The sequence below is a fragment of the Paenibacillus allorhizosphaerae genome, from assembly GCF_042659105.1.
GTDB classification, from domain to species: domain Bacteria; phylum Bacillota; class Bacilli; order Paenibacillales; family NBRC-103111; genus Paenibacillus_G; species Paenibacillus_G allorhizosphaerae.
The window spans coordinates 1-12,884 of the sequence record NZ_JBHSRV010000027.1; the positions used below are offsets into that span (position 1 = coordinate 1).

Here is a 12,884-nt window from a genome sequence, read left to right on the forward strand (position 1 = left end):
CAGCAGATACGGCGTCACCGCTACGGCGGCGCCATAACCGCAGATTCTACGCATCTTCATCAATCGTGAGGCCGACCGCTCAATTGGCGTTCGGTTATCTTTATTTCGTTCTAATCTCGGCATTTATCTTCCTCATTTCCTCAAGTCTCATTTAGGCTGGGAGCATATTAAAACTTTCTAAACGTTGTGAAATCGTGCATTCGTTAGAAACATAAGCTTAACGTTGTAAATCCTCAATTACCCGAACGATCCACCGCCTCCATTGACATAATTTCGTCATCTTGATGTTACATCAGAATAATAGGTTTGTAACGCGACTGCAGGTCTGTTTAAATCCGCATCCAGAGAACTGTTTACGTGAAGGAATGAATATGACAGATACGAAGTTAGCGATAAATTTAATCCATCATTGTTGCGTTATTCTGCCATTTAGCTTAATGGCCATGTGAACAATACATTACAAATTCAACCTTTACTATCACCGCGATTATGCGCATATGTTTGTGTCGCAAAACGATTATGCACCTATGTTTGTGTCGTGGCCTCAAGACACAAACATAGGTGCTTTGAAATAAAAAATCCCCGATTGACGGGGATCTAAAAGCACTCATGTTTGTGTCGCCGGACATATATTGTTACACAAAATATGGTCTAGGACAGCCTTCCGCAGATTGAATCACAATCCCATGTAATAGAAAGCGGAGGATCGCATTTATCGAATACTCGTTAATGTGTTTGGACTGATATTGGAATATGTACCTCTTATTCAGCATCAGATGTTTTCTGCTTCCTACATCATATTGCACCTCTGGAATCGCATCGGACTTATAGGATTCCTTTAGCATCTTCAGAATTTCAGTCATAAACTTGAAGACTTCTTCTGGCATATAGTAATTCTCCGGTTCTTCCCTTCCCTTCGGGATCAATCGGACAATGTAATTTTTTTTGTGGACTCACGCTCTTATCAACCGTTACCACACAACAATCCTTATCATAACTAATTTGTAATAGCTCATTCATTCTGGCACCTGAAGATGTTATGATATCGAGCGCGAATCTTGCGAACATACATGCCACATATATTGGTTCGATATTAATAAGTAGTTTGTTCGTTTGTGTAGCTGTACGAGTCGTGGCAAAGCCCTGGATGAGCAGTCCGGTATTTCGTGGCAGAAAAGGAGCCGGTGTCTTTCCACCCTCTTCTATCTCATATCCCCACTGATTTAATTGATTGCTTTTTCCTATGCTCGTCTGAAATATAATACGTTGCCCAGTTCCCCAACAATTAGAATCTCTAAGAACCATGGCGGCTCGATCCTTTTCAGCAAGACATTGAGCGGCTAGATACGATCCTGGGGATCGCAAGACGAACCGCGGAACAAATTCTGGCCGAAATCGGGACCGACATTAGTGCGCGTTTCCCCTCCGCAACCCATCTCTGTTCGTGGGTTGGTCTGGTTCCAGGGCAGAATGAAAGTGCCGGTAAACGAAAATCCTCGAAAACTCGCAAAGGCAATAAATACCTACGATCGGCACTCATTGAAGTCGCCCATTCCGTATGCAGATCCGACAATTACTTGGGCGCTCAGTACCGACGCATCGCAGCCCGAAAAGGCAGACACCGAGCGGCCGTGGCGGTCGCACACTCCATCATGACCATTGTTTACCATCTCCTCACGCGCGGCGAGGATTACAAAGATTTAGGCGGTAACTATTTCGAAAAACGACAGCAAGTAGCAATTGTTAAACAAGCAGTTCGAAAGCTTGAGAATCTTGGCTTTCAGGTAGCTCTCACCGCCTCGACAGCCTCGTAACCATCTTGATTTCACATAAGTTCTATGAAGCACAGTTTTTAAAAAACACTACAGCTGGGCTTAGTTTGTTATTGCCATTTTTAGATCTATGCTATGTGAAATTTTCGGGGTAGCGCCATGACTGCTGCACTGCGGCAGCTGTTTTGGGTTGAACTATCGTTACTCGTTAACCTAAAAACCAGACTTTTCATATAGAGCTTTAACTTCACCCACTTCGAGCAATCTGTCGGGAATGGGATAAAGTTCTTGTCACCTGACATTTTTCTGACAAGAACTTGAGGACATAAATGACAAGAACTTTATGACATTCCCGAATTAATCGGATTTTAATCTCAAATAAAATCACCGCCAGGTACCTGGCGGTGATTGCCCATTTGACGCCGCCGTCGTCGTAATCGTCTTATGATTAGGCGTATTTACACGATATTCTTACGCGGGATCAGAACACCTGCTACTATTGCAGGGAATACAGGGATACGATGGACCATCTGCTGCCTCGTACCAAGGGTAGCCATACGACGCCGTCAACTGCGTCTGCGCTTGCAACGACTGTAAACAAAGCAAAGCCGACCGCAGCCTGGAGGATTTTCGTTTCGGAAACGTAGCGGTTAAGACCCGAAAATCTCTACTTCATTCTTGATTGCTCACGGAACGAATTTGCACTTTATAATTGCCTAGGGGCACCCATTCGTTCGGACAAGCATTCTGTTATCTTGGCTGTACGGCCGAGACTACCCGATGGTATAAGCGGGCAGGCCATCGTTGCCGATCGTTGCTTTATACCTTGCCCCGTTCGGAGCATAAACGTAATAGCCGTTCCATACGTTCGTACCGGCTAGAAGGATGGTCTGCGATGCCTTCCCTTCCAGTTCTCCCGCCTGAAGCCGAATATTTTGGCAGCTGCTCAGCACATTCACCGCATACCGGTTCGCCCCGCCCGTTCCGGAAATATAATCGGGATTTTTGATTACGGTGGGGAACAAAATTTCACCGTTCCTCGCATTGTTCTCGATCCGGATCGCGTCGCGGTCCGCGTCAGTCGCCGTTGCGGCGCTATCTACGGTGACCCCGTCGATTTTAAAACCCCATACATAGTTCAAATAGACCCCCGTCCTGCCGATCCGTTTTAACCGGGAACGTCCGATTTGAATATTGGTTGTGTACCCTTTGCTTTTGTACCAAGTTTTAACCGAAGCCGCCGTAATCGTGGCATCGTAGCCCGGCTCCCCGGGTGTTGGAACGTTAAACGAGACGTCATGCTCCGTGACGATCATGCCATCGGCGGAAACGTCTGTCACGGAGTTGCTATCCCCGATGATTACGTCAGCAACATAAGCCATATACACGCCCCGATATCCTTTCTTTATGCTGTTATGATCGATTTTCACATGGCTTGCCCAAGAAAGATAAATGACATTCGCATTGCTTGAAGGCGACGCAATCCCTTGATGATCGAACATGTTGCCGAGAATGCTTACGCTATCGTAATAAGCGGCAATCGTTCCGAATACAGCACCTGTAATGACCACGCTTTCATTTTTTATATCCTTGAAAATATTATTGGCGATAAGGATATTTTTCCCCGCTTGCGGCAATTTGGAATTCACACCGGACGCGTCCTGGTTGGCCAAGGACGAACCGCCCCATGCGCTGTCGAGCTTCACTCCTCTCGTACAACCAATGAACGTATTTCCCAATATTTCCACATCTGAAAATTTAAATAAGCGAATCCCCGCATAAGTCATGCCTTCAAAGGTACATCCGTATACTTTGATGTTATGGTTCCACAAATTATGAACCGCACTATGGTTTCCTACACCTATAGCCCATGCTTGCGTGCCCGTCGTTCCGCTGGCGCCGAAATAGCAGTCGGTCACGCGAATGTTCCGGCAAGGCGTGCCGTCGTTGATGCCAAAACCATTCGGATCCGACCCGAGCGAATCGCTCGTCTGATTGGAAATCTGGATAGCTTCGCGAAAAGCATTATTTCCTGTGTGATCGCGAAACCCGAGGAACCGGCACTTGTAGAAGGATACGTCCTCGCATGCATTCATATCGATGGCATGTGCTCCAACAACATCGCGGATTTCGACATTGTTGAACGTAATATTCCTGCCTCTGAGCAAAATGATTGCGTTATATCCGCTAGGAAAATTAGCGATGTTCCCTTCAAATACGCCGCCCTCAATGACGATATTCCCGTGTCCGTCATATCCGCCAAACGTTTCTCCCGGATCCCCGTTATAAAGGAACGCTCCTGCATGCGAACGAACAAGTGTAGCCATCAAGAGCTTAAGATGCGTGTTTCGGTATACTTTAAACGGACCTTTCAACTTATATGTACCGGGAGGAACGATAACCTGTACAGGGCCGGCCTTGGCTTCATTCAATGCGCCTTGAAATGCGGGGCTCCAATCCCAATCGGCAGGATCCGCGGTTTGGTTCGGAATGAGATGCCTATAGTCCGCAACATTGACTCCAACCGCACTGGAGAGGGTATTGATTTGAGCAAGGCTTTGGGATAGACTGTACGTTTTATATGATCCTGAAGTAAAGCGAGCGTTATCCCCTATAAAAACGACGGATGAGGCGTTCGATAATTTACCGGGAACGTGATACGTTCCTGAAGGAATATATATTTCTTTCCTGCCCTCGCTCCGTGCCCAATCTATCGCGGTCTGAAGGGCTGCCGTGTCATTCGTAGTCCCGTCTCCCTTCGCGCCGAAATCCTTCACGCTAATCCACTCGCGCAATTTGTCGCTGACGATCCGTTCCGGCTGTTCAACCGCGAAGCGATACGCAACGCCGTCGGCATCCATCTTAGGTTTTTTATCCTTGTCGTCCCCATTCCCATACACGCTCGACGAAACGGAGGCTTCCCCGCTAACTGCATTCGACAATCCTCCCGCAACTACGGCAGCACCCGTCGCGGCAATGGAGGCCAGTAATTTTCTGCGGCTGATCCGGCTGTTCCGTACTGCTTGCGTTTGTTCGGATTGTCCTTCTTTAGTCGAATCCATTTCGGTTACGTTCTTGGTTTCCGGATTTACTTCCACTCGGTATACCTCCCTATAATTGGTATAACTTTTCAAATCATGTTCATAAACGAAGATGGCTCAAAATTCAAGGTACTTTCACCGCAGCAGACCGCGTTTAATTACCTGCAGCTACCCTCTCGTTAATTTGCTTGGTGATGCTTTCTTCCGCCTCCCTCAACGCAGTATTCAAGTCAACGCCATTTTTAACAATTTTGCTTACCGCGGCATTCATCGCTGACATAGCAATAGAGTCGTATTTGGTTGGAATAAACGTTTTGGCCGGTTTTGTTTTGTAAATGGCCTCAATATGTTTATTTTTCATAAAATCCATATCCGCACCGAAGGAACTCGCGAATTTAGGATCCTTCATGACGGGATATTTGCCATGCCTCGACATATCCATTTGAACTTCATCGGAGGTAATCGCCATGATGACTTTGAAAGCGGCATCTTTATTTTTGCTTGTCGGTGAAATTCCCATCGCATGAGCATCTACCCGCGTACCGAGACCCGGTGCTTCCGGCCATTCCGGGTAAGTCGCCATATCCCATACATCCGGGCTGCTATAAAGTTTGTAACCCATAATATCATTGAGCGAGGCGTACATGGCCAATGTTCCATTGAGCATAGTTTCGGCCGCTTTTCCATATGTTGATATTTGGTTATTGCCTGGAATTTGATAGACTTTGGTCGCAAAGTCTAAAACCTTCTTCCATTGATCCGTGTTGACGAGCGCTTGATTCGTTTTCGGATCGACATAAGGAAGGGATAGCTGTGAAGCCATCCGCTCGATGACGTTGACCTCCAAACCGCGGTATTGTACTCCGCTATCATTTCTTGTCAGCTTTTTGCCGAGCTCGTACGTTTGCTCCCAGGTCATGCCGTCTTTCGGATAGGGAATGCCGAATTTATCGAAGATGTTCTTATTATAGTATAAAGCGGAAAAATGCCTTGTGTACGGAATGGCAACCAGATCGCTTCGCTGGGTAGCCGCTTTGATCGCATCCAGCACTTCCGGCTCGAAACGATTCAGATCCATTTTATTCGTCTTGATCAAATCGGATAAAGGGTAAATCAATCCAAGGTCGGACCAACTGCTAAAGCCGTAAATGTTGGTTTCGATAAGAATGTCGGGCGTTTCACCCGCGGTGATTAGCTCGGCAAGAGAACTTCCTTTTTCGTAGGGCTTCATTTCTACGGTTATCCATGGATATTTTTGTTGGACAGGCCCGATGATATATTGTTTCCGCTCTTCTTCTGTCAGCCATCCGGGAAGAAATCCTACGGTAACCGTAACGGGCGACTGATCTTCAACTGCCACCTTCGAGTTATCGCTGCTAGAGGATTTTTGATTGCAACCCGCCAGAGGTAAGGTGATCAATAGAGTCGGTATTAGTAACCACAAGTTTCTCTTTAACATAATTCCTCCCATGAATGTACGAACCGATTCTCGGTTTCGAAGTCTTATCCATTTTCTATTTCGCCAAAAACGGAAGCCGTCCTGCAGAAATCAGTTGCGCAACAACGTGCCTGCAAGCGAGTTCGGGTGACCGTACTCGAGTGGCGAAGGACCGACGCAAGTAGTTACTTTCGCCGAATCGGACAGTTTGTTTCGGCATCTTGCGACTTCCCCCGTAACCGCATTTTTTATGTATTGTAACATTCAGTATAACGCTCAAGCAGAATCCAGATCTTACACTAAAAACGGCTCTCCCCTCACCACCTTTGGAACTTGCATTTCAATGTAACCCGTTACGTCAAAATTTAACATAACAACTTTTATTAGTGTTTAATAATGGACTTTGTGCACCACCTCCACCTAATATATGTAACCCATTACATTATAACCGCTCTTTTATGCTGCGACAATATACACGATGACGGTTTATTACGATTTAACAATCTCTTTACGTAAGCGGATGTTCATATTTGAATTCAGCTTCGATGTCCGATATAATTTATGTAACGGTTTACATAAATTAAACGAAAAGCATCATACATGCTGCATGCGAAAGGAACTAATCTAGTGAATTAAAAAAGGGCGAGTCTCGTGCTAAAAAAAAAATGATTGAACAGGCATAGCACGCTGCTCAACCATTTTTTTTGAAAGCAACCTCTTTCATCTCTTAGTTGCTGTCTTTATCAGGAAAAACACTCTTCTGAGATTGTCCCTGCTCATTCTTTCATCTAATGCGATCGCTTAGCCGACTCAGGAAATATGCTTAAATTGAGGCAGCCAATCTTTATTGACCGCAAACATTTGATCCACCATCGACTTGATTTCCGCCAAGCTGAGTACCGCTGAGGTAAGAGGATCGTAGCAGATGGCATGAAAGATTTTTCGCTGATCGCCGGTAAGCGCCCCTTCTACAGCCAATTCCTCACACCTTGAGCTTGTGTTCACCAGAAGGGCTAGCTGGTCCGGCAAAGGGCCGACATGAATGGGGCTCAGCCCTTGTCTGGAAGCGAGAACCGGCACCTCCACACAGGCGCCTTCCGGCAGGTTGTCGATTAATCCGAAATTACGGACATTTCCGTTAAATTGGAACAAGGTTTGATCACCAAATACCGCATTAAAAATATATGCCGCATATTCATTCCCGCGATGGAGATCGATCGGGCTGTCCCGCCATTCCATTAATTTATTTTTCCAATTGTTTCGCCTCTTCTCGGCATTTTTGATGGGAAGCGCGTATTCGCCGGGGTTCCAGCCGGTACCGTGGGTACAGTATTTGTCGATCAGATCGGGACGTTTACGGAACCAAGCGTTGTATTCCGAATTATGACCGCTGGATTCCGTTACATAGTAATCCAGATGAAGATACATTTCATTTCTTACCTGCTCCTCGTTATAAATCTCCGTTCGGTTCAACACGGCCTCGTGAATGAGCGGGTAAGCATCCTTTCCGTTCCATTTGTAATCCAGATAAAAGGCCTGATGATTGATGCCGGCGCATTTGTATGTAATCTCTTCCATCGGTGCTCCGATCCATCGGGCCAGCATCGCTGCGGTGCCTTGTACGCTGTGGCATAAGCCTGTCACGTTCACCTTGGTTTCGCCTAGCATTGCTCTGCAGAGCATAGCCATAGGGTTGGTATAGTTCAAGAAAACGGCATCCGGACAATAGCGTTCGATATCCCGGCAAATGTCCAGCATGACGGGAACGGTTCTCAGGAAACGGAAGATGCCCGCAGGGCCGCGGGTATCGCCGATGTTGATGTCTACTCCAAAGGACTTCGGAATTTCCATATCCGTCCGCCAAACAGGCAAATCGCCGACAAGAATCGTGCTAACGACGCCATTCGCTCCTTTTAACGCTTCAGCCCGGTCCGTGGTCGCTTCCACCTTGGCAGAGGAGTAATTGCCTGCGGCAATGATGTTGTTTACTGCTTCTTTTGCAAACCCCAGCCGCTCTTCGTCGATGTCCATCAATGTGATGGTACAGTCCTCAAACGCCGGAAACGTAAGCAAATCCCTTACCAAATTTTTAGTAAACACAAGGCTGCCCGCACCTATAAAAGTAATTTTCGCCATAACAAATTCCGCCCTTTCCCGGTTTATTTACGTATGCTTAGCCCCCCGTCTACCGCCAGCATTTGGCCCGTAATTTGATCGGCTAATTCGGATGCCAGGAAAACAGCGGCATTCGCTATATCCGTTCCTGTTTGCATACGGCCCAAAGGCAACGATTGAGCGGACCGCTGGATTCGTTCGAGCTCGCTGTCTCCGAGCCCTTCCCACCGTTCAACCTCTCCTTCCGACGCCACCCAGCCGGGATGAACGCAGTTCACCCTGATTTTGTGCTTCGCCAAGGCGTGGGCCAAATTGCGGGTCATCGTGATCAAGCCTCCCTTGGACACGGCATAAGCCAATGTGTTGTCCTCCCCTTTAGCAGAATGGAGCGATCCGATATTAATGATGCTGCCGCCCGTTCCCTGCTTGATCATGGCCGGGACTGCCGCCTGGCTCATTAGAAAGGCGCCCTTTAGGTTAATGCCGATCACCCGATCCCATAATGCTTCGTCCGTATTCTGCAGGTCGCCTCTGGGAAATATCCCCGCATTGTTTACCAACACATTCACACCGCCAAAATCGCTCTCTACAGTAGCGATCATTCGCTCTATGTCGGCGGCGCGCGAAACATCGCAAGTATAAAATCTGACCTCATGGCCGTCCTTTCTCCACCGGTCGGCCAGTTCCTCTCCCTGAGGGTCGACATCCGCAATGGCCACTCTTGCTCCTCCAAGCTTTACGAATTGCTCCACAATCCCGGCGCCGATCCCTTTGGAGCCGCCTGTGACAATGACCGTTTTATGAGACAATCCGGAAAACGAATGACTATTCATTGTTCTCCACCCCGGCTTTCTCATAAGCGATTTTTGGAATTTGGGTTGCCAGCTTTCCGCCGCTCACATCGATCATCGTCCCCGTAATATATTCAGCCAAGTCGGAGGCAAGGAAACAGACGAGATTAGCGACTTCCCTCTTAGAGCCCCACCTTCTGAGCGTCAGTGTATCGAGCAAACGCTCCTGCTCCTTTTCCGGCCGCTCGGCGAAATGATTCATTTCGGTAGGAATCATTCCCGGCGCATAACAGTTCACGGTAATATTCCAAGGGCCCAATTCTCCGGCCAATACTCTGGTGAATTGACTCACGCCCGCCTTGGACGAAGCATAAGCAGCGCTTCCGTAGCTCGGAACAATCGCCGCAAAGGAAGCGGCGTTAATAATTCGGCCAGATTTCTGCCGTTTCATAACCGGAATGACAGCCTTGCACATCTGGAATGTGCCCTTCAAGTTAATATCCAGATTTAAATCCCACACCTCTTCCTGCAGCGAGGAAACGGGGCCCCCTCCGGCAACCCCGGCATTGTTGACCAATATATCCAGATGTCCGTAGGTTTGAACTACGGCTTCCACCACTTCCTGAATTCGATGAAAGTCACGGACATCGCATCTATACTGCGAGCCTTGATATCCCAACCGTTCAAACTCATTTTTTATCGCTTCCAGGTTGGCTTCATTGACGTCGGTCACCACCGTAACGACGCCTTCCGAAGCCAAGGTCAGGGCAATTTCCCGTCCGATGCCCCGGCCGGCCCCAGTGACGATCGCTACTTTACCGTTTAAATCAATCTGCATTAATCATACCCCCGCCGATTAAGTTGGTAAATTCGCATTGTAAGTACGGACTAAGCCTTGCATGTAGGCGATGCTGGACAACAGCTGGTGATTTTCATAATCAACAATTTTGCTTTCGGGCTCGTTCTTCTCGTGCGGCGTCCGCCAGTCTGCCGGGGCTTTTGCATTCGCCAGCACATAACGCATCGTTTCCGCGAATTGCGACGCCGAGCGCACCGGATACTCCGGCCAATAATCGTCTGCCAGTACCCGGGTATGGCGTGCCTCAAGCGCGCCGACTTCGATGGACATCGTCATCTCGGGATCATGCTGCGAAATAAGCGTAAGCAATGCGGGGAAGTCTACCACCCCTTGGCCGATAGGACAGCGAACGAGACGGTAGCCCTCTTCCGTCATATATATCCAATAGTCCTTTAAATGAACATGTTTCAGAAAAGGCATGATCCGCTTTGCAAAATAAATAGGCTCTTCCGCCGTGGCGAGAGGATTCCCGGTGTCGAGCGTAATCCCGAAATGGGCTGAGCCGATTTGTTCGCAAAGCCACAGCAATTCCTCCGATGCCACATCCTGATGGTTTTCCAGCGCAAGCTGAAGCCCCTTCCGCTCTGCAGCCGCAGTCGCCTTTGCCAAGCCTGACAGAACATCCTGCATAAAAGCTTGCCACCTGCCGGCCATAGCCCTCCGGTCGCCGCCAAAGCCAGCCCCTCCGACTACGGTTCGGACGGTATTTGCTCCGAGACGTGCGGCCGTATCAAAGGCGATTTGCAGCTTATCCGGATCATAACCGCTTGATGCTACGGTTATGTAGAGCCTATGCTTTTCCGCAAATCGGACAAGGGATGCAATATCCTCCCCTTCCACTACGGTCAGCGGCATCTCCACTCCCTCGAGCCCCGCTTCCACGGCCTGCTGCAAGAGGTGCCCCGCCGTAATTCTGGGTCGGCTCGACTTGGAGTGAATGCCCATCATGTAAGTTGTACCAAATACAGAAAGGCCCACTTTCATTTCCGTCACCCTTTCCGATCATGCATACCGGTTTATTTAGCCGTCCATCCGCCGTCGATAACCAAAGAAGAGCCCGTCATGAAGCTCGAAGCGCCGGAAGCCAAAAAGATGACGGCTCCCGCAATTTCCTCCGGTTCTCCCCATCGGCCGAGTGCGATATTTTGCAAAAAGGTATTATTCACTTCCGGATTATTCATCACTACAGTGTTCAATTCAGTAGCGATCGGCCCGGGACTTAACGCATTGACCGTAATATTATAGGGCGCCCACTCCAGTGCCAGCACCTTGGTCAGCTGCAGCAAACCGCCCTTGCTGGAGCAATACGCGCTTCGTTCGGGGAGCGCCACGCTTCCAAGCATGGAAGATACGTTGATGACACGCCCGTACCTTTGCTGCTTCATCTGCCTCGCCACCGCCCTTGAGCATATAAAAGGCGCCTTTAAATTCGTATTCTGTACCTGATCCCACTGTTCGTCTTCAAATTCCTCAACCGGCTTCCTAATATTGATGCCGGCATTATTGATCAATATGTCTATACGTCCGAATTCATCTATAACCGTCTGAACCATGGAGTTCACTTGGCCGGTGTCCGTAACGTCCGCCGCGATTCCGATGGCCCTCTGGCCGCTGCTTTCGCCTATGACGGCCGCGGCTTTCTCGGCCTTGCTTCTTTCCCGGCTAGTTACCGCAACGCTCGCACCAGCCCCCGCAAGAGCTTTCGCCATAACCAATCCGAGCCCTTGCGCTCCCCCGGTGATTAAAGCGACCCGGCCGTCCAGTTTAAATAATTCCAAGCTCATAGGATTCATACCCTTCATTTGTTATAATTGACAACTGAGATCGCCGAATATCGATCTAAAAACTGCGATTTAATTGGTCGTTAACAAAATTTTCGCGATTTTACCCGAGCCGTTAATCAATGTTTCGAAGCAGGCTCCGCCTTGCTCCAAAGGAGCGTGAATCGTCCATGGAGATAAGCGGATTCTTCCATCGTGAATCCAGTCTAAAGCGTTTTCAAAATCGTCGGAATGGTATGCAAAAGCTCCGAGCATCTGGATTTCGCTGCGAACGATGAAATTGATCGGCAGGCTGCTTGCATCTTGATGCAGGCCGGAAAAAATGACCTTGCCTCCCGGCCTTAACGATTCCACGCATAATTTTCTCGTAGCCTCGAGTCCTACCGCATCGACGGCCGCGTCGAATTTCTGTTCGCCGCCCAAAGACTGGAGATTGATTCCCGCGACCGCTCCCAGCTCCTGCGCAATGCTTAAGCGCTCCTCGTTGATATCAATGACGGTAACATTCCGCAAGCCGTACATTTGCGCGACCTGAAGGGTCAACAAACCGATCGGCCCCGCTCCCGCTATGAGCAGCCTGTCGGTTGGCAGCGGCTTTACTAATTTGCAAACATGTGCCGCGCAAGCAAGAGGCTCCGCGAATGCGCCTTCGTCAAAGCTGACAGTATCGTGCAGCTTGTATACATTACGTTCCGGAACAATAACATAATCCGCAAAAGCTCCCGGACAATGAGCGCCGATCAGTTTTCTAGACACGCATCGTTGGGATGCACCGTTCATGCACGCTCGGCATCGGCCGCACGTAATCAAAGGGTTGGCCGTTACCCGATCGCCAGGTTTAAAAAGAGCAGCACCTGCCCCTATCCTTGCCACTGTGCCTGAGAACTCATGACCCATGACAAGCGGAGGCTTTCTTAACGAATTATGCCCTAAATAACCGCTTAATTCGGAACCGCAAATTCCGGCCCGCTCCACCCGTATCAACACCTCGTTATAAGCAGGTTTGGGAATGTCGCGTTCCCTGATCGTCATGATCCTAGGTCCCTCATAGACTAACGCTCTCATCGCATCCCTTCCCATCCCGACC

The 12,884-nt window shown here is 48.7% G+C and carries 9 protein-coding genes and 1 pseudogene; 1 reads left to right on the forward strand and 9 read right to left on the reverse strand.

Going from position 1 to position 12,884, the window contains the following annotated elements; genetic code table 11:
- Positions 1–855 precede the first annotated feature (855 nt).
- Positions 856–1,305 carry a hypothetical protein gene (locus tag ACFQI7_RS35585; protein WP_218103077.1) on the reverse strand — a complete coding sequence of 150 codons (450 nt, stop codon included), beginning with the start codon at positions 1,303–1,305 and terminating at the stop codon, positions 856–858.
- A 2-nt stretch (positions 1,306–1,307) separates the two neighbouring features.
- On the opposite strand from ACFQI7_RS35585, the pseudogene ACFQI7_RS35590 reads away from it, so the two are divergent.
- A pseudogene (locus tag ACFQI7_RS35590) lies at positions 1,308–1,814 on the forward strand (transposase); the annotation flags it as partial.
- A 731-nt stretch (positions 1,815–2,545) separates the two neighbouring features.
- Here the strand turns inward: ACFQI7_RS35590 and ACFQI7_RS35595 are convergent.
- The 8 genes from ACFQI7_RS35595 to ACFQI7_RS35630 all read right to left on the reverse strand — a co-directional run bounded on the left by ACFQI7_RS35595 (position 2,546) and on the right by ACFQI7_RS35630 (position 12,877).
- A complete protein-coding gene (locus ACFQI7_RS35595; RefSeq protein WP_218103076.1) occupies positions 2,546–4,870 on the reverse strand; it encodes a glycoside hydrolase family 55 protein in 2,325 nt (774 codons plus the stop codon).
- A 97-nt stretch (positions 4,871–4,967) separates the two neighbouring features.
- Entirely contained in the window at positions 4,968–6,173 is a 1,206-nt protein-coding gene (locus tag ACFQI7_RS35600) for an ABC transporter substrate-binding protein (protein WP_218103075.1), read from the reverse strand.
- An 888-nt stretch (positions 6,174–7,061) separates the two neighbouring features.
- The gene (gene melA, locus ACFQI7_RS35605) at positions 7,062–8,387 is read right to left on the reverse strand and encodes an alpha-galactosidase (protein WP_218103074.1); all 1,326 of its coding nucleotides are present in this window, start codon (positions 8,385–8,387) and stop codon (positions 7,062–7,064) included.
- 23 nt (positions 8,388–8,410) lie between these two features.
- Complete coding sequence (locus tag ACFQI7_RS35610; protein ID WP_218103073.1) at positions 8,411–9,199, reverse strand: SDR family NAD(P)-dependent oxidoreductase; 789 nt, start codon at positions 9,197–9,199, stop codon at positions 8,411–8,413.
- Positions 9,192–9,995, reverse strand: coding sequence for an SDR family NAD(P)-dependent oxidoreductase (locus tag ACFQI7_RS35615; RefSeq protein WP_218103072.1), 804 nt, complete (start codon positions 9,993–9,995; stop codon positions 9,192–9,194). The genes ACFQI7_RS35610 and ACFQI7_RS35615 overlap by 8 nt, the downstream gene beginning before the upstream one ends.
- Positions 9,996–10,013: 18 nt before the next feature.
- Complete coding sequence (locus tag ACFQI7_RS35620) at positions 10,014–10,910, reverse strand: sugar phosphate isomerase/epimerase family protein (RefSeq protein ID WP_218103071.1); 897 nt, start codon at positions 10,908–10,910, stop codon at positions 10,014–10,016.
- A gap of 122 nt (positions 10,911–11,032) precedes the next feature.
- A complete protein-coding gene (locus ACFQI7_RS35625) occupies positions 11,033–11,800 on the reverse strand; it encodes an SDR family NAD(P)-dependent oxidoreductase (RefSeq protein WP_218103070.1) in 768 nt (255 codons plus the stop codon).
- Positions 11,801–11,869: 69 nt separating this feature from the next.
- Positions 11,870–12,877: a zinc-dependent alcohol dehydrogenase gene (locus tag ACFQI7_RS35630; protein WP_377518450.1), complete on the reverse strand. Its 1,008-nt coding sequence runs from the start codon at positions 12,875–12,877 to the stop codon at positions 11,870–11,872.
- Between the last annotated feature and the right edge of the window lie 7 nt (positions 12,878–12,884).